Here is a 23,838-nt window from a genome sequence, read left to right on the forward strand (position 1 = left end):
TTAATGCTGGTGGACGACCACTCAATCGTTCGTGATGGTATCCGGCTTTTGTTAGAACAAGCCGAAGGTTTAGAAATCATTGACGAAGCCAATGATGGTGAAGAAACCCTCGATAAGCTAAAAGCAAACCAGCAAACGCCCGAAAAACTGCCCGACCTGATTCTGATGGATATTTCGTTGCCGGGTATGTCGGGTATTCAGACCGCTCAGGTTATCAGTCGGTTATATAAAAACTTACGGGTACTGATGCTTTCCATGCATAATAATGAAGATTACATTTTACGGTCGGTGGAAGCAGGTGCCTATGGCTACATTCTGAAAGATTCATCGTCTGATGAAATGATTAAGGCCATTCGGACCATTGCCAGTGGCGAAAAATACTATAGTTCGCCGGTAGCCTCCATAATTTTGAGTGGCTACATGCAACAGCTCAAAAAAGGCAATAAGCAAAATCGGGCCGAGCGTCAGTCGAAGCTATCCAATAAGGAAAAAGAAATATTGCAATTCCTAGTCGCTGGAATGAGCAGCCGAGAAATTGCGGAAAAACTACAGCTTAGTGTTCGGACGGTCGATAACCACCGGGCCAATATGATGCGTCGGCTACAGGTGCGCAATGCCGCCGAACTCGTCAGAATGGCTGTTGAGGATAAACTGATCTAAATTTAATAAAGCGGTGGCATTGCGAACTCACCGCTTATTTTTTAGGTTTGCCCATCAAAACCGGCTTACTGCCGGTTTTAGATTCCATTACTACTATATTAAACAGGTAGAATTTATCAACTAAAACCACCCTCTATTATGTCACTGCGTTTAGGCGATATTGCTCCCGATTTTGAGGCCGATACAACCCAGGGCCACATCCATTTCCACGAATGGCTTGGCAACTCATGGGGGATGCTATTTTCGCACCCGGCCGATTTTACACCCGTTTGCACCACCGAGTTAGGCAGGACGGCGTTGCTGAAAGACGAATTTGGTAAGCGTAACGTAAAGGTTATTGCCGTATCGGTCGATGACCTGGAATCACATAACCGTTGGACGCCCGATATTAAAGATGTTACTGGAACGGAGGTAAACTTCCCGATCATTGCCGACCCCGATCGGAATGTAGCCACGCTCTACGACATGATCCATCCGAATGCCAGCGAAAAAGCAACGGTGCGTTCGGTATTTGTGATCGGACCCGACAAAAAGATCAAGCTTACGTTGACCTATCCGGCTTCGACAGGCCGAAATTTCAACGAACTGCTTCGGGTTATCGACTCGCTGCAACTGACCGCTGATTATCAGGTAGCTACCCCCGCAGACTGGAAAAATGGCGAAGACGTGATTGTGACACCGGCTGTACCAAACGATCAGCTGGAGGCTAAATTCCCCAAAGGAGTAACGTTTGTGAAGCCGTATTTGCGGACAACACCACAGCCGAACGTGTAAGCGGACCATTAGAACACTTTCAAAACCTTCTGCTTAAACGGTCAGTTGCTTCTTGGTAAAGAATCAAACAATCGAAACGTTATGGCAAAGAACAAGAGTGATAATCCTGAGCACAAAGAAGGCCCAGTAGCCACCGCTATTGAGGAACAAACCGCCAAACTGCCTTCCGATATTTTCTTATGGGCCTCGCTGGGCTCAATGGCTATATCCTTAGCCTTACAGGCAACGGGCGAGCGCCACAAGAGTTTGTTTGTTGGGCAGTGGGCAGCACCCTTTCTGCTGCTTGGCTTATACAATAAGTTAGTGAAGCTGGAAGGCCACGATTAGATTATTTTTCAATTAATGCCAAAAAAGCTCATTGCATATGCAATGAGCTTTTTTGGCATTAATTAGGTTCGCCCAGAAAACCGTAATTTCGACGCTGGAAGTGTCAGGTAGATTTTTAGATTCGAATGAGAGTTCGTGTTTTGTATAAGCTGATTTCAAAACGATATGGATTTTGGATTATAGCTTTTCTTATGCTGATGGTGAGCATCTGGGTTGTTCGGACAAGACGGCCCGACGAAATGAACTGGCGGTTTGTGCAGGCGTTTGGGATTCGGCTACCTATGCGTTATACCATCCATGGCATTGATGTATCCCGCCACAATGACCGTATCAACTGGGCAACTGTCCAGAAAATGGAAGCCGAAGGCGTTCGGATTCAATTCGTGTTTATCAAAGCAACCGAAGGAGCCACGTTGTCGGATAAACATTTTGACAAAAACTGGCGGGAAGCTAAAAAGATCGCTTTGCATCGCGGGGCTTATCATTTTTATCACCCAACGCGTGATCCGCTTAAGCAGGCGGCAAATTTCATTCGCCATGTTGAACTCAAAGCTGGTGATTTTGCGCCCGTAGTTGATTTCGAAGTGATCAATGGACAAACCGATGAAACGATCGTAAATGGGCTACGAACCTGGCTCGAAACAGTTGAGGAACATTATCAGGTTCGCCCAATTATTTACACCAACGGCAACTTATACCGACGATACATCAAGGGAAACCTTGACGATTATCCACTCTGGATAGCCGACTATTCAACCAAACATCTACGGAATTATGATGCCGATAAACTTTATTTCTGGCAACATAACCAGAATGGCTGGGTGAAAGGTATCCGGGGGCAGGTCGACTTCAATGTGTTTGTTATGGACGAAGGCCGTATGCATGAAATCTGCTTATGAAGACAGATTAATGAGGAACAAACAGCTTAGGCTTGCCAGATTTCCCATGCTTTCTCTGCCTGTAATTCCAGCATCCGTAAACCATTATGTACAGCCGCGCCCTGTTCGAGCCCACGTTTCATGAATAGCGTTTTTGCCGGATTGTAAACCAGATCATATAGCAAATGCTGATCGGTTAGTTGGGGATAGGGCAGAGCAGGAGCCTGGTCAATGTTGGGATATGTCCCGATCGGCGACCCGTTGATGAGTAGATGATAGGCCGGTAAAACGGCTTCCACGTCATCGTACGTTAAATTGTCGTCCGTTTTGGTGCGCGATACAAATTTGTAGGGAATGCCCATGTCGCTTAATGCAACAGTCACGGCTTTGGAAGCCCCTCCCGTACCGAGTACCAGCGCTTTCAGATCGGCAGTGGTGCGCCCGAGGGAAGTAAGCCAGTCGATCAATGATTGCCGGAAGCCGTAGTAATCCGAATTATACCCAGTTTTCGATCCGTCGGCTTCGAACTTTATAACGTTGACAGCGCCAATTTTTTCGGCCGAGGTGTCTAATCGGTCCAGATAGGGTAGAACGGCCTGTTTATGCGGAATCGTTACGTTTAGTCCACGCAGATTGGGTAATTCGAACAACTCCGGTAAGGCCGTAATGTCGGGCATTTCGAACAAGTTGTACTGACTATTCTCAATACCTTCGCGACGGAATTTCTCTGAAAAGTAGCGCTGCGAAAACGAATGAGTCAGGGGAAAACCAATAAGACCGTAACGATTCATACGACTGGGTAAAAACGTTTCTGTGGATGGGCTGATTTTTATTGGCGTACATTCACCATAAATCAGCGCACCCACAGAAACAGAGAACTACTTTATTAAGCCCGCGAAACACGTTTTTTGAAAAACTCAATGATAATGGGTAAGATCGACAGGCCTACAATGCCAAATACAACCAGTTCAAAGTTTTTCTGAACGATTGGGAAATTCCCGAAAAAGAAGCCTAGCAGGGAAATGCTCGTAACCCACAAAATAGCCCCGGCAATGCAGTATCGGATATAGGTGCTATAAGTCATACTGCCCGCACCAGCCACAAAAGGGGCGATGGTCCGAACGATGGGAATAAAACGGGCAATAATCACCGTGCGGCCACCGTATTTGGCATAAAACTTTTCGGTTTCTGATATGTATTCACGCTTAAAGAACAGAATCCGCTCACGCGATTTAATCTGATTCCCCATAAATTTACCTACGAAATAATTGACGTTGTCGCCTAATAAAGCAGCTCCGATCAGCAGTGGGATAATTACCCAGACGCTCAACTCATTGGTAGGTCGTGCCGCTAATGCCCCTGCCGCAAACAACAGCGAATCGCCGGGGAGCAGTGGCATGACAATGAGACCAGTTTCCGTGAAAACGATCAGGAATAATATGGCGTACAGCAATACACCATATTGGTTGGCCCACAAATCAAGATAACGATCCAGGTGGAGCAAAAAATCGAGTAGCGATTTGATCAATTCCATAAGACAGGAGTTAGGAGCGAGAAGCGAGGAGTGAGCATGGCTGACGCGAAAGTAGTATGACGTGTCTGCCATGTTCACTCCTAACTTCTCATTCCTCAGTTCTTAGTTAAAAAGTGCATAAATGTGTCACCCCGAAGACCTAACCGGATGGTTTCAAGAGGGATGACTTCATGAGGAGCTATATTGCCCAGGTTTACATTGGCGCCCAGTAGTTTGACGAACCAGACCTGCTGCTCTTTCTGCGGGGCTTCCCAAAGAATGCTTTCAAAAGGAATTTGGGTCAGAATTTCTTCTACCAGTCCCTGGCGAACTTCTCCACTTGAGCGGAAGAGGCCAACCGTACCGCCCTCGCGAGCTTCACCGATGACTTTCCAGGCGCCAGCCTGTAGCTCCGCCTTCATCAACTGAATCCATTTATAGGGAGGAATAATCTTAGCTTCGTCCTTAGAACCTACTTCTGAGAGGACTGTGACCTGAGTAGCTAACTGGCGTATGTACTCGCACTTTGCATCCTGCGTCATATCGATGGATCCATCCGAAACTTCGGCATACTGCATACCGTATTTATCCAGTAATTTTCGGTACTCGTCGAACTGGTTTCGAATCACAAAGGCCTCAAATAAAGTCCCACCAAAATAGACTGGTATGTTGGCTTCCTTATAGATACTTAATTTTTCCTTAAGATTTGGCGTAACGAACGAGGTTGCCCAGCCTAATTTAACAATGTCGGCATAATCAGCAGAGGTCGATAGGAAATCCTCTACTTCGCGCAGACTCAACCCCTTATCCATAACCATAGTGAGCCCACTTTGTCGGGGTTTAGCGGTACGTTCAGGGATCTGCGTAAGCGTATAATTCATACAGAGAAATCGAGTAGGCGTATTTAAAAATCGCCCAAAAGTAGTATAAGTCTTGGAAACCTCCCAAGAAAGTCCACAAATAATCGCATCTGATGGCCTTATGGCTTAGTTAAATGCTATTTTTGCCGGATATGGACAATTTCTCTAACCCTCGACTCGATTTTTTGCGTGCTCAGATCGGGCAGCCTATGGTTCACAGCCCATCACCTTTTGGCCGCTGGCTAAATGGAATTATTCGTGAAGTGGACTATGGACGTATGGTCGCTGATTTCGAGATCCGTGAAAATATGACCAATCCGGCTAAGGTATTACATGGCGGAGCGGCATCGGCTATACTGGATGATTTAGTGGGTGTAATGGTCTATGCGCTTGGGCGCGATCATGCGTACACATCCGTAAATCTTACCGTTGATTTTTTACATGCGGCTAAACTTGGCGACGTAGTAACAGGAACGGTAGAAGTGATCCGGGCTGGAAAGAATATTATTCATTGTGAAGGGCGTATAGTCGCCACCGATGGGAAAATCATTGCGAAGTGCTCGACAAATCTGATTCAAACGTCTGTAAAACTGACTTTTTGATTAAAGGCTAATTAACTATTATTGAAAAATTAAGTTACCTTGCTGTTACGATTTCATGTTTTATCTGTCAAAGGAACAAATACGGGCTTTCATTCAATCAGAAGTGAAAAAATAAGACCGTATATCGGTAACCGCCAATAGGAAATTGCCGGGATTGTGCTAGCGCAAGCAAGTCATATAGGCAAATATGTCCTGGGCTTTTGGGAAAAATTCAGGAATAAATAAGACAAATAGAGGAAAATGGAGTTTCTAAAGAAGGGAGGTCAGTATTTGTTTTATAATCACCTGTTTATTGCTATAATTGGCCGTAAATAAAAATTGTTGAATCTATAAACACAATTGCAGCCAATTCGTAGTAGTATAAGTCAGGTCTTTGTCAGGATTTAATTGCTTTGTAAACCTGTTGAGAAAATGTGTCAATAGGATAGAATAGTTGAAAAAATAGGAATGGGATGAGTTGACTTTTGCGATTCAGTCTTAACATTGCAAAAAAATAAATGATAAGGCCGTTTCAAGACTGATTCGTCGTATGGCTTAATTGGCTGATCAGATTCATCAGTAACTCCTGTTGAGTTAAAAGCCCGGATAAACTCAGTGTGAAAATAATTTATCTATTATTTGTAGCAATGAGAAACATTTCGTCAAAAATTTAGTCATATGGTGGTACGGTGGGGCTATAGACGTCAGCTTCGTGTAGAAAGGAGGAAACAGGCGGTATAATTCGAAAAATGAGGGTTGTTACCGTTCCCTAAATTTCTACAGTCGTATTTGGAAGATTAAAAGTTTAGTAAGAAACATTGCGTCAAATTAACTCAATAAATATGCGAACATTTATCCAACAACACCCCCTGCGGATGCTGGCTGGACTCGTGTTGCTAAGTTTTGCAATACCAACTGTTAGCCTTGCTCAACAGGCTACGACAAGTCCATCATCGACTACTTCCAGTGGAAGTTATGTGCGTGAGAATATCTATCGATTAGGAAAAGGCATTTACACTGACACCCTTCGTAGAGATGACTTTAAGGCACAGGCCAGTGATGTGGCAGAACTGGATGACTGCGACACTACATTTCAAACGTTTATTTTAGTCAGGCGATTGTCGCCCTGGCGTATTGGCTTATATGCCGGTCCGAACTTCGCTTATTGCGGTACCTGGGAAAATACCTTTGGCCCCACGAAGCGTGACAATACACTATACAACGGTGCTGGATTCAATGTAACGGCCAATGCCGATTACTTCCTGACGCCAGCTACCCGTCGGCTTCGGTTTGCAGTGGGCGCGGCTATCGGGTATCAGAACTACATCACCCGTAGCATTTACCGCGATTATCTATACAGCCTGGCAGCGTCACGTGGTTTCACCAACAACCAGGTAACCATTAACCAACGGGCTTCGGAAGATATGTTCCTGACCGTAGGGCCTGTACTGACCTTTACGCTGGGCCGGAGCCGTAAAAATCCGGATGCTACTTCGTTTATTGAGTTAGCCGCTCGTGGTGGTCTGTTCCGTACCGAAGCTGCTACTATCGCAGCGTATACCCCATCGACATTGACGCTACCAAACGTTCCTTCCTTTGTTGACGGTGGTGGTCTGATTCGATCGGTAAACCCAAGCTCGCACCTGTATCACCTTGGGGCAATTGGTTCGGCTGCTGTGTTCTTCCCAATTGGTCGCAACAACTGGAATATCGGTGTTCAGGGACAAGGTTTTATTACCCAGTTAAATTACCTGATCATCAACGGTATTGACGATCAACTCTATGAGTTCAAACGGAAACATGGTGGTTTCAGTGTTGGTCTGGCGGTTCGGAAAGGATTTGTTCAGAAGAAGCTTATCCCCAAAGCTCCAGTATCTTGCCCAACCTGCGAACAGGTTCCCGAGCTGAATGTACGATTCAATGGCGCTTCACTCAAAGGTGCATCGCTGGCTTATGTGGATAGTACCAATGCCGCCCAATCAGCTCCGGTTAATACTGCCGCTACGGCTCCGGTTATTAGCTGGCGCAGTACAACCCCGAATCCGAAAAACGAAACCTTTACGGCTCGTCTGTACTATCGTCCCGATTCGGTCGTAGCTGGTAATAACGATCAGGTAATTGCTCAACTGGAAAACACAACGGATACCACGCTGGCGTTCCCAACAGCCTATTTCTCGGCTGGTCAGATGACGCCAGGTTTCTACTACGTAACAGTTCACAATAAGCAAACGGCTAAGTGTGGTACCTGTATGAGTGAAGTGGCTACGACCAGCTTTGCTAGTGTGAAGCCCAAGCTTCCTCCACATCCTGATTGTGAGTACAACCACAAGCTTGAGCGCCTGGAAGTATTCTACCGGACTCCATACACCCGCGAAGTGGCAAACGTTTGTTACTGTAATGGTACCGTTACCTCAGTTGGTGACACCGTTACACGTCTGCGCTACCGTGGCCTGAACCGTATGCTGGCATCGGGAGCTGTTGATTTTGACACAAACACGGTTATTCTGAACCTGAACGAACTTCCAGGTGGTCTGGCTCAGCAATTCCAGTCTGAAAAAGCGAAGATCGAAAGTGGTAACGCTATTCGTTTCAAAGGTCGCCGGGTACGTCCACAGGTTCAGTACTTCCGCGCTATCTTTACGGTTACCAAGAAGCCTTGCAATGGTCAGCCTGAGCAAACGGTGGGTAGCTTCATGACCACAATCAGTGATAACAGCTACACCATTACAGACCTGAAGCCATTGACCAGTGAACAGAAAGCTAAGTTGTTAGCTCCTCCCGCACCGAAAAAAGCGGTACGTCGCCGGGGTGGTAACAGCGGTCGCCGGTCAGATGTAATGTTCGGAGTTGAATAATTCGCTAATACGATTGAAAAAACCGGGGGCCAACGCTCCCGGTTTTTTTGTTGATACTGATTCGAAACCTCAATGCGCTATCTCTTCGCAATCCTATTAATTTGCCAAGTAACCATGCTTAATGCACAATCGACTCATACAGATGCTGTCGCTTCGGCTACCATGCAAACCTATTCATTTCGGTTGCTGCCAGGCCAGGATCTGAAAAAAGAATTAGACGCCGTTGTTCAACAACAGCGGATTGAAGCTGGAGCCATGATCACCTGTGTAGGCAGCCTTACCCGTGTAGCTTTACGATTGGCTAATCAGGCAGAACCCACAGTATGGCAGGGACATTTTGAAATTGTTTCGCTGGTTGGTACTCTCTCAACAGGGGGAAGCCATCTGCATTTGTCGGTATCGGATTCAACGGGCCGAACGATAGGAGGGCATTTGGTAGACGGTAGCACCATTTATACTACAGCCGAGATTGTCATCGGCGTAATGACCGATCTGACATACGTACGGGAGGTAGATCCAAAATTCGGCTATCGGGAATTAGTGGTCCGGAAAAAGCGACGGAAATAAATGGTATAAAAAACTTCCCGAAAGTTATAAGCTTTCGGGAAGTTGATCCTGATCCTGGCACTAATTAGTAGCCCGGATTTTGAGTATATAGTCCCGGCTTTGCGTCTAACTCAGACTGCGGAACGGGGTAAAGAATGTAGTTTTTCTGGAAGGACTGCATTTGCTTCTGCGTATCTTCAACCGGAATCCAGGCCGATATAATTGAATCAACCTGCCCGCTGCGAACCAGATCATGCCAACGGGTTCCTTCACCGACAAATTCTTTCCGGCGTTCCTGAAACAGTCGTGTTAGCGTTACGTTCGTGATCGTAGACAGACCGGCTCGCGTCCGAACCTGATTCACAATCGCGTCAACATCAGCCTGAGTTCCTCCGGTAGCTCCTCGTAAAATGCATTCCGCCTTCATCAATAAAATATCGGTGTAGCGATACACGATGAAATTGATAGGCCAGTCGAGCCGGTTGTTAGTCGGTACTTTGGTTAGATCCACATATTTCTTAACGAACGAACGAGGCTCAGCAACTCCATTGTAGGTATAACCTGTCTGAATCGTAAAGGCTTTCCGGGCGTCGGCTGCTTCATACGAGTTTAGTAAATCGTTCGATACCGGTCGGATGGTGAGACCACCCTGGGTGCCTTTGCCATTGGACTGGAACCAGGTATCAGGCACCAGGACCCAGGGAAATGTACTACCTACCACTGGCGTTAGACCATTCGCGTACTGAATATCGAAAATGACTTCAGCATTGTTTTCATTCGTATACGAGAAGATGTTGGTGTACGAAGGCAGAAACGAATACTTTCCACTAGCAATGATTTCATTCAACAACGTAAGTGCCTGCGACCATTCGTTCAAGCCCAGGCCTGGTCCTTCGATATCGTAGGTTGCACCTGAACGGGTCATATACACTAGAGCCAACGCAGCTTTAGCAGCATATTTAGTAGCTCGTCCTTTGTCGGCCGCTGCATAGGTTTCGGGCAGGTTCGACGCAGCAAACGTTAGATCCGACAAAATAAGCTTGTAGACATCAGCCACCGAACTCCGACCAATAGAAAGGGCTTCATTGGCCGTAACAGGTTTATCGATTATGGGTACTTTGCCGAAATACCGTACCAGATCGAAGTAAAAAAAGGCACGCAAAAATTTAGCTTCGGCTTCCAGCCGGGTTCGCAGACTGGCATCGGTGATCACTTTCCCGTTTTTAGTCAACTGATCCAACAGAACGTTTGCCCGGTAAATTCCATTGAAATTCGCTGACCAGGCTTCCGTAACATAGGGGTTCGACGCAATACTTTTCAGAAAACTGTTGATGCCTTCCCAATCGCGAACACCGCCATCCGAAACCGCATATAAGTTGTCGGAGCGGGTTTCCGACAGGTTCAACAGTCGGTCGGGGTAGCCGCGGAGGTCATTATAAACCGAGTTGCTGGCCTGTAAAAAGTCGTTGGTCTGTGAATAGAACGTAGACGTGGTCGCCGACGAAATGGGCACCTGATTTAAATCGCCAGTGCAGGCTGCCAGTGCCAGAAAAGGGATGATATATAGTATCTTTTTCATGATTGAAAGTCGGAAGAATTGGATAATGTAAAATGTATTATGAAAAAGGATGATGAGTGGTACCGCTTTCATTGCTCATTTTACATTATTCATTGTTCATTTAAAAGGTGACGTTCAGGCCGAAAACCAATGACCGGGGTAGGGGCAGACCTCCATAGTCTCCAGCTTCTGGATAGGATGAATTGCCGCTCAAATCCGTGTTTGAGGCTTCGGGGTTAAAACCGCCCTTGTATTTGTCGAACCCAAAGAAGTTTTCGGCCGTCACATACACGCGGGCACCCTGAAGTTGCGGAATCTTAACAATGGTTTTCAGGTCGTACCCCAGTGTAATGTTCCGAACCCGTACATAGTCGGATGAATACAGCCAGTCAGTGTTTTTGATCCGTCCGAAAGTAGAATAGGCCTTGCTGACAACACCTGCACCAGGATTGTCGGGTGAGCGCCAACGGTCACGATAAAAGCCAAGTGCATTGTCGGTAGAGCCCTGACCGGTACGGCCCAATGCCCGACCCAGCAGCGAGTAAATAGAACCACCATTCTGGCCTTGTACCAAAACAGTCAGGTCGAAACCTTTGTAGCGGAAGCTGTTGGTAATCCCCCAAACATAATTCGGGTTTGGATGGCCAACAATAACCCGGTCGTTGGCATCGATCACACCGTCACCATTGGCATCGAAATACTTCGGATCGCCAACGGTTTCTGAGCCAAACACAGCGGCTTTGCTATCGATGTCCTGCTGCGACAGAATACCAATTTGTTTGACGACATAAATACTGTACAGTGGCTCCCCAACCCGCAACAGCGAATGCGAAACGTCGAAGGCCGATGGGATTAGTATTTGCTCCTGTCCACCAGCCAGCGACACTACTTTGTTGGCATTGTGGCTCAGGTTGACCGATGTCGTCCATTTAAAATCGCCTGTGGTATTACGGCTGTTTACTTCCAGTTCCCAACCCTGGTTACGAACACTTCCGGCATTGCTCAGGTACGATGAGAAACCCGTTGCAGTTGGAATAGGTACGTTCAGTAGAAGACCTTTGTTGAGTTTATTATAGACGTCAAACGAGAAGCTCAGCCGGTTATTCAGCACAGTAGCATCCAGACCAAAATCAACCGTTTCAGATGTTTCCCAAGTTAGGTCAGGGTTGGTTACCCCACTTGGAGCCTGTCCAATAGCGGCTACACCGTTAAAAGTATAGTTGTAGGCGGTCAGTATTGGCAACGTACTGTAATCACCGATGTTGTAGTTACCGGCAGTTCCGTAGCTGGCCCGTAATTTCAGGTCATTGATTGGGGTAATTTCCTTCATGAACTGCTCTTCCGAAATGCGCCAGCCGACCGATGCCGACGGGAAAAGTCCCCATTGGGTATTGGCTCCAAAACGGGATGAACCATCGCGCCGTAAACTGGCCGAGAACAGGTAGCGTTCGTTGTAGTTGTATTGGGCTCGACCAAAGTACGAGATCAACACGTTGCGGGATTCCGTTGTGTTGCCCGTGATGCCGTTAGCCGCATTCAGGGTTGTGATTACGTTGCTGTTAAAGCCTCCATTTGAACTGAGCGTCGACGTTTCGAGCTTACCGGAGTTATAAGAGAAACCCGCCAGCAGCGACAGATTGTGCTTATCGGCAATGGTGGTGGCGTACGACAGCGTGTTCTCGTTGACAAACGTACGTTTCTGATAAGTACTGTATGAGCCAGACGTGAGTGTGGTAAGCTGGGCCTGACGAGTAGCCAGCGTACTGGCAATGATGTACGGGTTATACGATTTAGCTGTGTTGTTGGTATTGTCGAGGTTGACCGTAGTCCGGAATGTAAGCCCCTTCAGGATCTGATAATCGATAAAGGCAGACCCGATGGTACGGAACCGTTTGGTTTCACCGATAGCATTTTGCAGTTTACCGATTGGGCTGTTGGTGGATGTACTCCAGCGATATTGACCATTATTCCCAACGTTCGGATAAACCCCCATGGTATCTTCCTGTACCGGTGTCATGCTGACCAACTGGTGCAGAATGTTGTCTTTTCCTTCTACCCCCGGATCGTTGTTAATCGAGTAGGTGGGGGCCAGATTTAAACCTAGCTTGAGCCGATTGGTTGCATTTACTTCCACATTGGCACGCGCCGAGTAAGCCGTGTAGTTGGTGTTGATAACCATACCCTGCTGGTTGACGTAATTACCCGAGATATAATAGCGGGTCTTATCCGTACCACCGCTTGCCGAAACCTGATGATTCTGGACCAGGCCTTTTCGGAAGGCTAACTCCTGCCAGTCGAAGTAATTTAGGCCCGGATGGCCAGCCATAGCCCAACGGTCGTCGGTCATGTAGCTGGTGTTGACCGTGCCAGCCGGTAGTCCTAAAATAACCCGGCGCTGCTCATTGGTTTGCGAGGCTGAACGACCGGTTCCAGAGGCTACCCATTGCGCATTGATCATTTCGGTTGCCCGATCGACCCACTCGTCGGCGCTGAGCATATCCAGTTTACGAGTGCGCTCCATGAAGCCTGTGTAGGTGTTCAACGTAACAGTGGTTCGTCCGGCTTTTCCGCGTTTGGTTGTAATCAGAACCACGCCATTGGCTGCCCGAGAGCCATAAATAGCCGCCGAAGCGGCATCTTTCAGCACCTGAATCGATTCAATATCGTTGGGGTTGATATTGTCCAATGGATTTCCATTCGCAAAGTTGCCTGATCCGTTTGGGGCTGCGGTCGCCAGCGGAAATCCGTCGATGACATAGAGAGGCTCGTTACCAGCCGTAATGGAGCCGCTGCCCCGAACCTGTACGCTGAATCCTTTGCCAAGTCCACCGCTGGTTTGCTTGACCTGTACACCGGCCATTTGACCGACCAATGCCTGATCGACCCGGAGGATCGGACGTTGATCAATTGTTTTGGTATCAAACGAGGTTACAGCACCCGTTACATCCGCTTTTTTAGCCGTACCGTATCCGATGACCACGACTTCACTAAGCGATCGATTGTCGGGCTCGAGTTTTACGGAAACGACGGTTTGATTGGATAAAGCAACCGATTGACTAACATAGCCAATTGAGGAGAAGGTGAGCGTAACAGCATTCGTTCCTGTAACGCGCAGGCTGTATTCCCCTTTAGCGTTGGTTACCGAACCGCTGGTTGCACCTTTCTGAACGACATTGACACCCGGAAGAGCTTCGTTGTTTTCCGATGACGTGACCACACCCGTGACGACCTGAGCCATCACGCCCCCGCTCGAGAGGAGCGCAATGGTTAGCAGCAGAAGCCTGGCTAACTGGGTAAATTTTCTCATGGGACCAAACAGTTTAAAGAGAGTCTATAGATTGGTTGTTGGCTAACAAATGGTATTTAACCAATTGCAAAGATGATTTGTCCCTAGCTGGGAACCTTCCCGCACCCTCCTGTTTAGACTATTTTTGTTAATTCTTTAACTATCTATAGTCATGTACTTTTTACACTTTAGTGAGCGAAGACATGCCCGTTTTTGCCCATACCTGTTTAACTATATAAAGCTGATGAACTCTTGTAACGAGTGATCGATTCTATGCCTAAAAGGGTATAGGAGCAGTGTAGAATAGGGAAATGTATATCTTTACCGTATGAATGAACGATTCAGATATTGGTTCAGGCGAGTTGGGTGGCTGGGCTTTCTTTTCTTCCTAATTAAGGGGCTTTTGTGGCTTCTGATTCCTTATCTTATTGCGAAGGGTATTCTGTCAAAGTAGGTACGGCTACCACCCGTGCACTCTGATGCGCCCGTTTCGAATCGACTCGCTATTTACTACTGCTTTCAGGGGATCAAACTAAGCTGACCTGGCGTAACTGAATATGCCATACAATAATAGAATTGGTCTTTTAATCGATCGTTCTGGAAGTATGCGTAAATTCATTGTTAATTGGTAACGTTGAAGGGAATTTGGTAATCTGCTACAGAAACCATGCGGGTGGGAAGAAAAGGAGAACACTGGCGTACGCTTGTGCGGGTAGGGCTTATAGTGGCTAGTCTATTACCAGTTCAGGTACTGGCAAATCATATTATTGGAGGTGAGGTGAGCATGAAAGCAGTGGGGACAACTCCCGGCTTTTTTCAACTGCAACTCATTCAGTTTTGGGATGCTACCCAATCCGTTCCCGGTAATCAGGATGAATCGGTTACGTTACGAATTTATAGGAAGCAGAACCCTATTTTGATGGAGAAAGTGACATTACCCTTGCGGGAAACACTGCCTCTTACATTTGGTAATATTGCCTGTGCAACGCTACGCCAGCTTAGCTTTACTCAAGCCCGTTATTACACGACCTATCAATTTAACACCAATCTGTACAATGATCCCGGCGGGTATTATATGGTTTGGGAGCGTTGTTGCCGAAACGATGCGCTGACGAATGTGACTCCATCCCCTACAACGGGTGTGGCCATGACCTTTTACCTGGAATTCCCGCCAATGAGTCGAGCCGGTGTACGTTTCAAAAATTCGTCGCCTGAGTTTGGACTTCCCAATGGTGATTATATCTGCATCAATAAGCCGTTTACATTCGACGTGGGCGCTTCGGATGCCGATGGAGATCAACTTCGATATTCGCTCGTAACGCCCCTGAATGGATTCACAACTAAGTTTTTTCCTACCGTTTTTGATGAATCTCCACAAACTAGCTATCCAATCATAACCTGGGCACCGGGCTATAGTTTGTCCAATATTATTCCCGGTAATCCGGCTCTATCAATTAATCCAGCGACGGGTCAGTTGAGTGTTCGGGCAACAAAAGAAGGGCTTTATCTCTTTACGGTGCAGTGCGAAGAGTTCCGAAATGGCGAACGGATTGGCGTTGTTCGGCGGGACTTCCAGCTTCCAGTGGTCGACTGTTCGAAGAATACACCGCCAGCCGCTGTCGTAATGGCTAATGGAACGATTGCTTCTGACCTGGTCTGGTGTGGAAGCCAGCCATTGGTATTGTCGGTTGAGAAAAATCAGGCCTGGGCGTATCAGTGGCAAAAAGATGGCGATAATATTCGGGGTGCTACATCCGACACGCTACAGGTACATTTGCCAGGGGTGTATACGGTCGTAAAAAGTCTGGCAAAGGCTTGTGCCAACGATACTACGTCGCAGGCTGTCAAAGTAACCTATGTAACGCCCCCTACGGTAAAGGTTGCCATTGCGACACCTAAGCCTTACTGTACAGGGGATACACTTACCTTACAGGCTACCGGCCAGGCGAATTATCAATACCAGTGGCAGCAGAATGGTAAAGAGATTGCTGGAGCCAGACAGGCTACGCTGCGCGTGTATCAATCAGGGGTATACACTGTATTGGCAAGGCCAGCCACAGCCGTATGCGATGGAACTGACACGGCTCGGGTGACGATTAATCCGAAACCAGTCGCAACTATTCAGGCGCCTAAGCTGTCGTTCTGTGCAGATGATTCACTCCAGTTATCTGCCAACAGCCAGACTGGATACCGGTATGTTTGGCAGCAAAACGGAGTAAAACTTTCGGATACGACGTCCCGGCTGACTATTCGCCAATCAGGTATTTATCAGGTTGCTGTAATAGGGCCATCCGGGTGTACTGCTGTTTCATCGTCGGTTAAAGCGACGAAATATGACCGACCGACACTATTACTGGATTCGATTCCGCCCATTTGTTTCAACGATAGCAAAGTTGTTACCTTACGAGGGCAGCCTGCCGGAGGAACGTTCGCCGGACCCGGCGTTTCGGCTAATCGGTTCGATCCGAGGTCTGTAGGAGTTGGTACCTATCAGATAACGTATACCGTCGTTTCCGATACGGTTTGCCGGACCCAGAAAAGCCAAAGGGTAGCGGTCGTTGCCAGCCCGAACCTGTCGGGTCAGATCTTCTATCATCTTAATCAGGGGAATAGTGTTCAATTGGTAACCCAGGCTGATCAGCCAATTAAAACCTATCAGTGGTCGCCACCGACATCGCTCGACCTGCCGACGGTTGCCAGTCCAATGGCGAGTCCCTCCGAATCGACGCGCTATCAGGTAACAGCAACCAATATCGACGGCTGTAGTACAACCTTTGGCGTGTATGTCGAAGTGTCGTCTATCTTATATATTCCAACTGCTTTTACTCCCAATGCCGATGGAAATAACGACGTTTGGCTCCTGCCTAACATTGATTTATTCCCACAATGTGAGGTATCGATTTTTGATCGGTGGGGTGAGTTAATTTTCTTCTCAAAAGGCTATACACAACCGTGGGATGGCACATACAAACAACAACTTGTACAAACTGGAGTATATACCTACCAGATCAGGACGGGTAAAGAGCCGCTCTCACATACATACCGGGGACAGTTGACGGTTATTCATTAGCCTTGAACGGTCGGGGCGAACTCTGAATAGCCAATTCACATAGCTCTGTATTCGACTGTTTTATAACAAAATCCCTACAAGGAGTTTAGCGCAGATACGTATCCAGCCAGCTAAAAATAGCCTGACGATTTGTTTCGCTGTCGAACATGACGCCGTAATGGGGTGCTCCGGGGACCACAATAAGCTTGTTTTTTACCTTAGCGAGTGTCAGCCACGAACTGAGCAATACCGACTGAGCCGCTGGGACCGATTCATCTTTTTCGCCCTGAATAATCAGGAAAGGTGGGTCATTTTTGTCGATGTAGGTTACCGGGCTGGCACGCCGGGCCAGATCGGGACGAAGCAGGGGAGAAGCACCTAGTAACCGACTTTCCGGCGAAGCCACCGCCGTATCTGACAAAGGTACATCCCGGCGAGTCATAGCCAGTAAATCGGCAGGGCCGTAGAAATCAATGACCGTTTTGATCTGAAACGAAGGCTTTTTTCGATTGGGATAAAAGTCGCTCATCGAGTTATTAGTAGCCAGAGCCAGCAACGATGCCAGATGACCACCTGCCGAAAAGCCGATCAGAGCAATGCGATTGCGATCGTAGCCATACTTAATCGCGTTTTGGTATAAAAATTCAAGCGCCTGATTGCAATCCTGAATCTGAGCCGGAAAGGGTGCGGTAGTGCTGTGCCGATAATCGATAGAAGCAAAGGCATACCCTTTTTCCAGAATCGATCGAATCGTATTTTTCATGTAGCTCATATCGGCGTACTTGTCGTTGACCATCCAGCCTCCGCCATGTACCCAAACAACCAATGGGGCATTAGCATCCATCTTAGCTGGTAAATAAATATCCAGCAAATGCTTCTTTAGGGTATCGCCCGCATACGCCACATTCGAAATAAATCGAGTATCTGCCGGAAAGATTGCTTTGACCGGATTCGTCGGTTGGGCCTGGCCGATAGCTGGCGCAGCAAAAAGCCAACTCAAACAAATGCTTATGAAATAGGTAAAGGGGTTGTGGGCCATACTCAGTGATAGCTATAATACGATAGCAAAATACGCATCCAGAATCAGTTTGTTGCCAAATTGGTCACTAGTGTTATGTTTAATCCTTTTCGTAAGGTATTATGAACTTCGGCAATCTGGTCGGTATGGCGGATTAATTCATCAATTTCAGTGGCTGGTGCATCAGAAATGACCTTGGCCTGATAAGTAAAGTTATAACCGGGTTCACCATCCGCACCAAATTCGCCCGAAACAGTAACCTCGACACCCGAAACAGCTATGTTTCGCTTGCCTGCTTCGCGGTAGATGTCATTACAGAAGCAGGTGGCCAGCGAAAGCAGGAGCAGTTCACCTCCATTGATGGCCGAACCAAAGCCAGATGGTTTGGTAGCAATGGACAGTTCCTTTGTTGTGCCGTTGGTTTGTACTACCACATCGTGCTGATTGAATGCGCTTGTAATACTGGCCGACATGTGCATAGTTCAGAAAGATTTCAAAAGAGGTTGAGGATGATTCTGGTTATCGCTTCAAGGTGGCTATCACTGCAAGGGAGTGGCAACATGAACCTGAAACTACAAACAATTTCCGTCTATTTTCAAAAGATTTTGAGTGATCAGAAGTTTGTCGGTCTGTGTTTTAGCCAATGGCAAGGCTTGTTCAAAATTCGCTCTGGCCTTTTCAGGATCGATGTCTTTATATAGCTCACCGAGTAGTGTGAAGTAATAGGGATTGTCTGTCAGTTGAAGTTTTTCGGCTTCGCGGATGGCTTCCTCTTTACTGTTGGCTTTCGAGAGGGCATAGGTACGGTTAAGGGCTGCGATAGGCGAGTAAGCAATCTGCAACAGTTTGTTATAAAGCTGTAAAATAGCTTCCCATTTTTCAACCGTGTCGGCTTTAATGGTATGCCAGTACGCAATACTAGCTTCCAGATGATATTGGGAGAGGTTACTTCCCCGCGAAGCCTGTTGCAGGTAATAAGCGCCTTTCGAGATTAAGGTATAATCCCATCGCGATTCGTCCTGATCCTGATATAATATAAGTTCGCCCTGCGCATTTTTCCGGGCTGGAAACCGGGATGCATGAAAACACATCAACGCAAGTAATGCATTAACAGGAGGAAGATTGGTCCGCTTATTCTCTGTCAATAGCTGCGTTAGGCGCATCGCTTCATGGCAAAGATCTTCACGCAGTACAATCGCCTGACTTTCGGAATAATAACCTTCGTTGAAAAATAGGTATAGCGTTGTCAGGACAGGTTGGAGTCGCTTGTCAATTTCTGTGCTGGAGGGTAGTTCGATGCGTACCTGTTCGAGTCTTAATTTTTCTTTGGCTCTAAACAGACGTTTGTTGATGGTTTCTTTATTGGATAGGAACGCATTGGCGATTTCGTCAATCCCGAACCCGCACAGGATACGCAGAGCCAGACCGATCTGGGATTCAACCGGGATGGCCGGATGGCAGATGGCAAACAGCATCTGTAGCTGGCTGTCCTGTATATTTTCGGCCGATAAGTCAATGTCGGGTTGGTAACTCGGATCGGTAGGAAGCAGAGGAAAAACCTTTTCCTGAAAGGACTTTGTGCGGGTGCGGTAGTTAGTAGCTTTGTGTTTGGCTACCGTATAGAGCCAGGCGGTTGGATTGTCGGGGATGCCTTTATAAGTCCATACGTCGAGGGCGGAGAGAAACGTATCGCTAGCGATGTCTTCAGCCGTTTCGATGTGGTCAATACCAAAATGTTTACACAGAACCGTCGTTATTTTTCGGAATTCGGTTCGGAACAAATGAGGTAATACTTCCTGATTCATCGAGTAGAGGAGTGGATGGGTTCGTTTCCTAAAGAAAGGAGTTTAGAAGAACGTACGCCACCCACTCCGCGAATTGGGTTTACCGACTGGCTATTCGTCGAACTTCGACACTATTACCTTCGCCCTGCAAAACAGGGCACCCTTTGGCAAATTCAACGGCTTCATCGACCGACTCGGCTCTGACAGTAATAAACCCGCCAATGGTTTCTTTGATGTCGCCAAAAGGGCCGTTTGTCACGATGTTGTTAGGATGTACCACACGGGCATCTTCGAAAGGAAGCCCCGTACCCGATACATATTTGTTTTGGGCAGCAATACCTCCAATCCAGTCCATAGTTTGTTTCATCCAAATTTGCATCTGTTCGGGCGAGGCCAGGTTTTTCCCATCCTCATTTCGCATCACTAAAACGTATTCGTCCATTTGTGTTTGGTTTAATAGGTGATCAAACAGGTTAAACTACACCCATATGACAAATGAGAAGTTGGAAATTGGACAGAACGAAAGAGAAAATCAGACAAACGGAAGCAGATCGGGTTCGATGTAGGTGCGTTTCGCCAGATCGGAATTGAAAATGTCAACCTGATAATGAGTGGCAATCAAGGCTTTAAAATTATCCTTAAGCCGGGGAAACTGTTGAATGAAATCATAGAACGTATCGGCATTTGAGCGATCCACGAAGTGACTGACGGCTCGTACGGCCGCAACGGTCAGCGTCTGGTTGTATTTGTCACGGGCACCCAATGAATCCACATAGTTAATCAGTTGCCGACAGACAGTCTCCACGGCTTTTTCGGTGCCATATTTTCTGATGTATATCCAGGCCAGCCGAAGGTGAGCTTCGTGACTAAAAATGGCAGGCGGTAAGGTACAGGCTTCAAATTGTTGTTCAAACGCTTCGTCGCTCAAATCAAAATGAGTTTCCATTCGTAAAGGTATTTTATAAGGAACCTGTTTAAACTTTTAACTTTCGGTATAACTGGATCGATTTTTTGTCATTCCGACCGGAGGGAGGAATGACAAAAAAGAGTCTTACATTTTCCACAAAAGAAAAAGTTTAAACAGGTTCAAGGAAGGGCCTGTTTACTTTTTCATGATCAGCAGCTTTCCCCTCGACTTGACCGTATAGTTTTCTTTCTGTCCAACTTCCCGAAATCCGTGTTTCTGATAAAAGCGAATCCCTTTTTCGTTACTAGCCAGCACCTCCAGCCTGATTTCACTTAGGTTATGTTTTTGTTGAACAGTCTCAATAAAGGCCATACATTGCGTACCTAACTGCTGCCCGATGGCCTTTTGCAAAAAATACATCTTGCTTAAAAACAGCGAGTTGTCGGCAATCGTAAACTTAAAATAGCCTACCGGCTCATTCGCCAACTGAACAATATAAAACTCAGTCCCCGGTTCAGCCAACTGATTGGCTAAGGTTTCTGGGTTAAAGGATTTACTGACATAATTTGTAAGCCCCTCCTGATCGGGCCAAGTGTGGGCAAAGGCCTGTATATAGGTTTCTTTGGCCAGAAAGCTCAAAAGCTCCGCATCATCAGCATCTGCTTTTCGAAATAAATCCATGATGTAGTACTGAATGATAAAGCTATACTGGCTGATTATGAGCTTAGAAGAGTACTTCAATTTCGTAAAAATAAAACCAGTCGATGAAACTGGCAATTCTTCCGTATTCCATCCCAAAAGCGCACTAATATCAATACCAAGAGATTTTTAGAAACAATACGACTGACTGCGGGTTAAAAAAACAAGACATTGTCCGATACGAAAAACAAGGTTGTTATGGAAAATCAAGAGAAGGACGACATTATCCGGGCCAAGCAGGCTATTTCGCCCGCGGGCCTAGCCAATCAATCAGTAGAGGGAACCAGTGGGCCAGGTAGCGAGATCGACCCGGAAGAGTTAGCTCCTGATGAACTGGAGGATGAATACATGGATGGGGATAAGCCAGCCGCTAACGTACGTATGAAACACCCCAATCGAAACCCCAATCCGAAACCTGATATTGACAAACCCGCTTACAGCTAAACCAGAGAAAGGGCAATTCGATCAGTGAATTGCCCTTTTTATTTGTGTAGAGTACCGGGAAATCATAACCAATAACTCGTTTCCTACGTTATTTAAGATACACCATTCATGCCATAAATCATGGAAAAGCAGAAGAAAATTATCATTGGAGTAGCGATAGGTGCAGGCGTACTTATCCTGTTTTTTGTCGGGCGGTGGTGGACCCATCGAAAGGCCGACCGCGAACAGGCTGCCCGTATTGAACAAAAGCGAAAACAGGATGAAAAGGTCGTCAAACAGACCGCTCTGGCCCTTCATCAGCTCTGCCAATATGCTGATTCGGTTGGTATTGATACAAGTCGGTTTGGCGTTCCCGGAAAACTCGACAAAGATGAACTTGATGACAACATAACACAGGTGTTATTAGAAGCCCGATATGGGAAAAAACCGTCGCAGCTGGCCTTCAGTGGATTGAAAGAAACGGTCGATTCGGCTTGGGCAAAAAAGACGGATGCCGTTCAGGTGGTGCAGGTAAAAACATCGTTGCTGACTTTTGAGCCCTACGCTAAACTGGTTGGTCATTATAACCGATTGCGTAAACGAGTGAAAACAAACCCGGCCGCTGACGATTCGCTGCGACTGATTCGGCAAACACTCAATTTCTATCGGTACGTCAATCGGTTTGATCCTGATCGGTTCGTGGTAGTCAATATTCCAGCGGGTGAGCTAAACGTATTTGATCGAACAGGCAAGCGATTGCTGCCGATGCAGGTTATTACAGGCAAGCCCGACCGCAGAACTCCCTGCATGGCCACCTACATTCAGGATATTATTGCTTACCCGTACTGGAATGTACCCCAGAAAATTGCCCTAGAGGAAATCGTACCGCACGTAAAGCGGGATGTCGCCTACTTATACAATCAGAACTTTCAGGTACTGGACGAGCGAAACCACGAAGTAAACCCGGAAGAAGTCGACTGGGATGGCTTAACGGAAACGAACTTTCCCTATCGGATTCGGCAGGCGTCTGGCTGTGAGAATTCACTGGGGCTGCTGAAGTTCGATCTGGTCAACCCACTCGCTATCTACCTGCACGATACCAACAGCCGTGATTTATTCAAGCTTACCAGCGATCGTTGGCGGAGTCATGGTTGTGTACGCGTTCAGAAACCAGTTGAACTGGCTAATCTGGTGCTGGGCGAGCAGACGTTTGATGATGATTTTATGAACAAATGCCTGATTGATCAGAAGCCCCGCGTCCTGAAAATTCCAAAACCATTTCCAGTGTTTATCACCTACAACATCGCTGATGTAGACGCCAACGGAAAGTTGCGATTCTATAAAGATGTATATGGGTCGCTTAAAAAAGCCGACTGAGCCAGATAATTGGGATTGGGTGCGTAAACAAATAGGCAGGAGCCGCCTTTAACCGCCTGAATAATGCCTTTTGATTCGGCGTAGGGAACGGCAGGACAACCCTGGCTGCGGCCTAATCGACCGGTCTTGCGAATAATGTCTTCGCAAACGTAGTCAGCTCCATGCAGCACGATATTCCGGTTGTAGACATTATCGTTAAAGCCTTTTTCCAGCCCTTTCAATTGCAGCGACAAGCCATGTTTACCCATGTAGGTATTTAGCGTCTGATAAAAACCCAGGCTTGACTGAAACGACGAATTAATGTTGGAGAATTGGTTGGCTACCAGATCGCCCGAATTTCGTCCATGGGCTACGTAGGTGTTGAAAAGCAATTTTTTATTGAACAAATCCACCACATAGAGTCGTTTATGATTCGAGGGCTGGCTCAGGTCAACGATCGTGAGCATGGATTTGGCAGTGTCCATTTTCTGCCAGCCACGCAGGGCGTATTCAAAAACACTACGCTGTAAACCGGTCTGAGCTAGGTTAAGCTGGTCATAAACAGCAAGGTGCCTGGTCGAATTAATTTTTGGTGTACTTGCCACTTTAGGGGCTGCGGCTGCCATCGTTACGTTACGGGAGGATTTGTATCCAGTGGTGGCCAAATAAATAACGGCTAAACCTACCAGAAGCGAAAAAACATTCTTCATGCCGATAAATAGGATATGTTTATGGGTATAAGAGGATGTATAAACTTACAACAG

Annotated in this window: 22 protein-coding genes; 10 read left to right on the forward strand and 12 right to left on the reverse strand. The window is 46.9% G+C overall.

The window, feature by feature from the left end:
• Positions 1–3: 3 nt before the first annotated feature.
• The 4 genes from ACYVFD_RS25895 to ACYVFD_RS25910 all read left to right on the forward strand — a co-directional run bounded on the left by ACYVFD_RS25895 (position 4) and on the right by ACYVFD_RS25910 (position 2,660).
• A complete protein-coding gene (locus tag ACYVFD_RS25895; RefSeq protein ID WP_461093673.1) occupies positions 4–660 on the forward strand; it encodes a response regulator transcription factor in 657 nt (218 codons plus the stop codon).
• Between the two features lie 138 nt (positions 661–798).
• A complete protein-coding gene (locus tag ACYVFD_RS25900; RefSeq protein WP_461093414.1) occupies positions 799–1,434 on the forward strand; it encodes a peroxiredoxin in 636 nt (211 codons plus the stop codon).
• Positions 1,435–1,515: 81 nt separating this feature from the next.
• Positions 1,516–1,761: a hypothetical protein gene (locus tag ACYVFD_RS25905; protein ID WP_461093415.1), complete on the forward strand. Its 246-nt coding sequence runs from the start codon at positions 1,516–1,518 to the stop codon at positions 1,759–1,761.
• Positions 1,762–1,886: 125 nt separating this feature from the next.
• The gene (locus tag ACYVFD_RS25910; RefSeq protein WP_461093416.1) at positions 1,887–2,660 is read left to right on the forward strand and encodes a glycoside hydrolase family 25 protein; all 774 of its coding nucleotides are present in this window, start codon (positions 1,887–1,889) and stop codon (positions 2,658–2,660) included.
• A 26-nt stretch (positions 2,661–2,686) separates the two neighbouring features.
• Here the strand turns inward: ACYVFD_RS25910 and ACYVFD_RS25915 are convergent, their stop codons facing one another.
• The 3 genes from ACYVFD_RS25915 to ACYVFD_RS25925 form a co-directional block, all read right to left on the reverse strand.
• Positions 2,687–3,430 (reverse strand): shikimate dehydrogenase family protein, encoded by a 744-nt coding sequence (locus ACYVFD_RS25915; RefSeq protein WP_461093417.1) that lies wholly within the window; start codon positions 3,428–3,430, stop codon positions 2,687–2,689.
• A gap of 95 nt (positions 3,431–3,525) precedes the next feature.
• The gene (locus ACYVFD_RS25920) at positions 3,526–4,173 is read right to left on the reverse strand and encodes a DedA family protein (protein ID WP_461093418.1); all 648 of its coding nucleotides are present in this window, start codon (positions 4,171–4,173) and stop codon (positions 3,526–3,528) included.
• A 95-nt stretch (positions 4,174–4,268) separates the two neighbouring features.
• Positions 4,269–5,033 (reverse strand): phosphosulfolactate synthase, encoded by a 765-nt coding sequence (locus ACYVFD_RS25925; protein WP_461093419.1) that lies wholly within the window; start codon positions 5,031–5,033, stop codon positions 4,269–4,271.
• Positions 5,034–5,164: 131 nt separating this feature from the next.
• On the opposite strand from ACYVFD_RS25925, the gene ACYVFD_RS25930 reads away from it, so the two are divergent.
• From ACYVFD_RS25930 to ACYVFD_RS25940, 3 genes are all read left to right on the forward strand, one after another.
• Positions 5,165–5,614, forward strand: coding sequence for a PaaI family thioesterase (locus ACYVFD_RS25930; RefSeq protein WP_461093420.1), 450 nt, complete (start codon positions 5,165–5,167; stop codon positions 5,612–5,614).
• 854 nt (positions 5,615–6,468) lie between these two features.
• Positions 6,469–8,448: a hypothetical protein gene (locus ACYVFD_RS25935; RefSeq protein WP_461093674.1), complete on the forward strand. Its 1,980-nt coding sequence runs from the start codon at positions 6,469–6,471 to the stop codon at positions 8,446–8,448.
• A gap of 114 nt (positions 8,449–8,562) precedes the next feature.
• A complete protein-coding gene (locus ACYVFD_RS25940; RefSeq protein WP_461093421.1) occupies positions 8,563–9,015 on the forward strand; it encodes a PPC domain-containing DNA-binding protein in 453 nt (150 codons plus the stop codon).
• Positions 9,016–9,079: 64 nt separating this feature from the next.
• Here ACYVFD_RS25940 and ACYVFD_RS25945 read toward each other — a convergent pair whose 3' ends face one another.
• Together ACYVFD_RS25945 and ACYVFD_RS25950 are read right to left on the reverse strand one after the other, a co-directional pair.
• Positions 9,080–10,573, reverse strand: coding sequence for a RagB/SusD family nutrient uptake outer membrane protein (locus tag ACYVFD_RS25945; RefSeq protein ID WP_461093422.1), 1,494 nt, complete (start codon positions 10,571–10,573; stop codon positions 9,080–9,082).
• Positions 10,574–10,673: 100 nt separating this feature from the next.
• Positions 10,674–13,859: a SusC/RagA family TonB-linked outer membrane protein gene (locus ACYVFD_RS25950; RefSeq protein WP_461093423.1), complete on the reverse strand. Its 3,186-nt coding sequence runs from the start codon at positions 13,857–13,859 to the stop codon at positions 10,674–10,676.
• A gap of 646 nt (positions 13,860–14,505) precedes the next feature.
• Between ACYVFD_RS25950 and ACYVFD_RS25955 the strand changes: the two genes are divergently transcribed.
• A complete protein-coding gene (locus tag ACYVFD_RS25955; protein ID WP_461093424.1) occupies positions 14,506–16,908 on the forward strand; it encodes a gliding motility-associated C-terminal domain-containing protein in 2,403 nt (800 codons plus the stop codon).
• An 85-nt stretch (positions 16,909–16,993) separates the two neighbouring features.
• Here the strand turns inward: ACYVFD_RS25955 and ACYVFD_RS25960 are convergent, their stop codons facing one another.
• From ACYVFD_RS25960 to ACYVFD_RS25985, 6 genes are all read right to left on the reverse strand, one after another.
• Positions 16,994–17,926: an alpha/beta fold hydrolase gene (locus ACYVFD_RS25960; RefSeq protein WP_461093425.1), complete on the reverse strand. Its 933-nt coding sequence runs from the start codon at positions 17,924–17,926 to the stop codon at positions 16,994–16,996.
• Between the two features lie 44 nt (positions 17,927–17,970).
• The gene (locus ACYVFD_RS25965; protein WP_461093426.1) at positions 17,971–18,378 is read right to left on the reverse strand and encodes an OsmC family protein; all 408 of its coding nucleotides are present in this window, start codon (positions 18,376–18,378) and stop codon (positions 17,971–17,973) included.
• A gap of 99 nt (positions 18,379–18,477) precedes the next feature.
• Positions 18,478–19,710, reverse strand: coding sequence for an RNA polymerase sigma factor (locus ACYVFD_RS25970; RefSeq protein WP_461093427.1), 1,233 nt, complete (start codon positions 19,708–19,710; stop codon positions 18,478–18,480).
• 79 nt (positions 19,711–19,789) lie between these two features.
• Positions 19,790–20,131 carry a YciI family protein gene (locus ACYVFD_RS25975; protein WP_461093428.1) on the reverse strand — a complete coding sequence of 114 codons (342 nt, stop codon included), beginning with the start codon at positions 20,129–20,131 and terminating at the stop codon, positions 19,790–19,792.
• A gap of 90 nt (positions 20,132–20,221) precedes the next feature.
• Positions 20,222–20,635, reverse strand: a complete 414-nt coding sequence (locus tag ACYVFD_RS25980) for a hypothetical protein (RefSeq protein WP_461093429.1) — start codon at positions 20,633–20,635, stop codon at positions 20,222–20,224.
• 156 nt (positions 20,636–20,791) lie between these two features.
• The gene (locus ACYVFD_RS25985; protein ID WP_461093430.1) at positions 20,792–21,277 is read right to left on the reverse strand and encodes a GNAT family N-acetyltransferase; all 486 of its coding nucleotides are present in this window, start codon (positions 21,275–21,277) and stop codon (positions 20,792–20,794) included.
• 216 nt (positions 21,278–21,493) lie between these two features.
• Here ACYVFD_RS25985 and ACYVFD_RS25990 point away from each other — a divergent pair, with 216 nt between their 5' ends.
• The gene (locus ACYVFD_RS25990) at positions 21,494–21,739 is read left to right on the forward strand and encodes a hypothetical protein (protein WP_461093431.1); all 246 of its coding nucleotides are present in this window, start codon (positions 21,494–21,496) and stop codon (positions 21,737–21,739) included.
• A gap of 120 nt (positions 21,740–21,859) precedes the next feature.
• A complete protein-coding gene (locus ACYVFD_RS25995) occupies positions 21,860–23,095 on the forward strand; it encodes a L,D-transpeptidase family protein (protein WP_461093432.1) in 1,236 nt (411 codons plus the stop codon).
• Here the strand turns inward: ACYVFD_RS25995 and ACYVFD_RS26000 are convergent.
• Positions 23,056–23,784 (reverse strand): murein L,D-transpeptidase catalytic domain family protein, encoded by a 729-nt coding sequence (locus ACYVFD_RS26000; protein ID WP_461093433.1) that lies wholly within the window; start codon positions 23,782–23,784, stop codon positions 23,056–23,058. The two genes, ACYVFD_RS25995 and ACYVFD_RS26000, sit on opposite strands and share 40 nt — an antisense overlap.
• Positions 23,785–23,838: the final 54 nt, after the last annotated feature.

The sequence above is a fragment of the Spirosoma gilvum genome (assembly GCF_054776815.1).

What these genes read in the sequence shown, in the direction of transcription:
- ACYVFD_RS25955 (WP_461093424.1), top strand. Translation starts at nt 14,506, where the DNA reads ATGCGGGTGGGAAGAAAAGGAGAACACTGGCGTACGCTTGTGCGGGTA.
- ACYVFD_RS25920 (WP_461093418.1), bottom strand. Translation starts at nt 4,173, where the DNA reads ATGGAATTGATCAAATCGCTACTCGATTTTTTGCTCCACCTGGATCGT.
- ACYVFD_RS25990 (WP_461093431.1), top strand. Translation starts at nt 21,494, where the DNA reads ATGGAAAATCAAGAGAAGGACGACATTATCCGGGCCAAGCAGGCTATT.
- ACYVFD_RS25895 (WP_461093673.1), top strand. Translation starts at nt 4, where the DNA reads ATGCTGGTGGACGACCACTCAATCGTTCGTGATGGTATCCGGCTTTTG.
- ACYVFD_RS25925 (WP_461093419.1), bottom strand. Translation starts at nt 5,033, where the DNA reads ATGAATTATACGCTTACGCAGATCCCTGAACGTACCGCTAAACCCCGA.
- ACYVFD_RS25950 (WP_461093423.1), bottom strand. Translation starts at nt 13,859, where the DNA reads ATGAGAAAATTTACCCAGTTAGCCAGGCTTCTGCTGCTAACCATTGCG.
- ACYVFD_RS25940 (WP_461093421.1), top strand. Translation starts at nt 8,563, where the DNA reads ATGCTTAATGCACAATCGACTCATACAGATGCTGTCGCTTCGGCTACC.
- ACYVFD_RS25980 (WP_461093429.1), bottom strand. Translation starts at nt 20,635, where the DNA reads ATGGAAACTCATTTTGATTTGAGCGACGAAGCGTTTGAACAACAATTT.
- ACYVFD_RS25985 (WP_461093430.1), bottom strand. Translation starts at nt 21,277, where the DNA reads ATGGATTTATTTCGAAAAGCAGATGCTGATGATGCGGAGCTTTTGAGC.
- ACYVFD_RS25960 (WP_461093425.1), bottom strand. Translation starts at nt 17,926, where the DNA reads ATGGCCCACAACCCCTTTACCTATTTCATAAGCATTTGTTTGAGTTGG.
- ACYVFD_RS26000 (WP_461093433.1), bottom strand. Translation starts at nt 23,784, where the DNA reads ATGAAGAATGTTTTTTCGCTTCTGGTAGGTTTAGCCGTTATTTATTTG.
- ACYVFD_RS25935 (WP_461093674.1), top strand. Translation starts at nt 6,469, where the DNA reads ATGCTGGCTGGACTCGTGTTGCTAAGTTTTGCAATACCAACTGTTAGC.
- ACYVFD_RS25915 (WP_461093417.1), bottom strand. Translation starts at nt 3,430, where the DNA reads ATGAATCGTTACGGTCTTATTGGTTTTCCCCTGACTCATTCGTTTTCG.
- ACYVFD_RS25910 (WP_461093416.1), top strand. Translation starts at nt 1,887, where the DNA reads ATGAGAGTTCGTGTTTTGTATAAGCTGATTTCAAAACGATATGGATTT.
- ACYVFD_RS25905 (WP_461093415.1), top strand. Translation starts at nt 1,516, where the DNA reads ATGGCAAAGAACAAGAGTGATAATCCTGAGCACAAAGAAGGCCCAGTA.
- ACYVFD_RS25900 (WP_461093414.1), top strand. Translation starts at nt 799, where the DNA reads ATGTCACTGCGTTTAGGCGATATTGCTCCCGATTTTGAGGCCGATACA.
- ACYVFD_RS25975 (WP_461093428.1), bottom strand. Translation starts at nt 20,131, where the DNA reads ATGGACGAATACGTTTTAGTGATGCGAAATGAGGATGGGAAAAACCTG.
- ACYVFD_RS25965 (WP_461093426.1), bottom strand. Translation starts at nt 18,378, where the DNA reads ATGTCGGCCAGTATTACAAGCGCATTCAATCAGCACGATGTGGTAGTA.
- ACYVFD_RS25970 (WP_461093427.1), bottom strand. Translation starts at nt 19,710, where the DNA reads ATGAATCAGGAAGTATTACCTCATTTGTTCCGAACCGAATTCCGAAAA.
- ACYVFD_RS25995 (WP_461093432.1), top strand. Translation starts at nt 21,860, where the DNA reads ATGGAAAAGCAGAAGAAAATTATCATTGGAGTAGCGATAGGTGCAGGC.
- ACYVFD_RS25930 (WP_461093420.1), top strand. Translation starts at nt 5,165, where the DNA reads ATGGACAATTTCTCTAACCCTCGACTCGATTTTTTGCGTGCTCAGATC.
- ACYVFD_RS25945 (WP_461093422.1), bottom strand. Translation starts at nt 10,573, where the DNA reads ATGAAAAAGATACTATATATCATCCCTTTTCTGGCACTGGCAGCCTGC.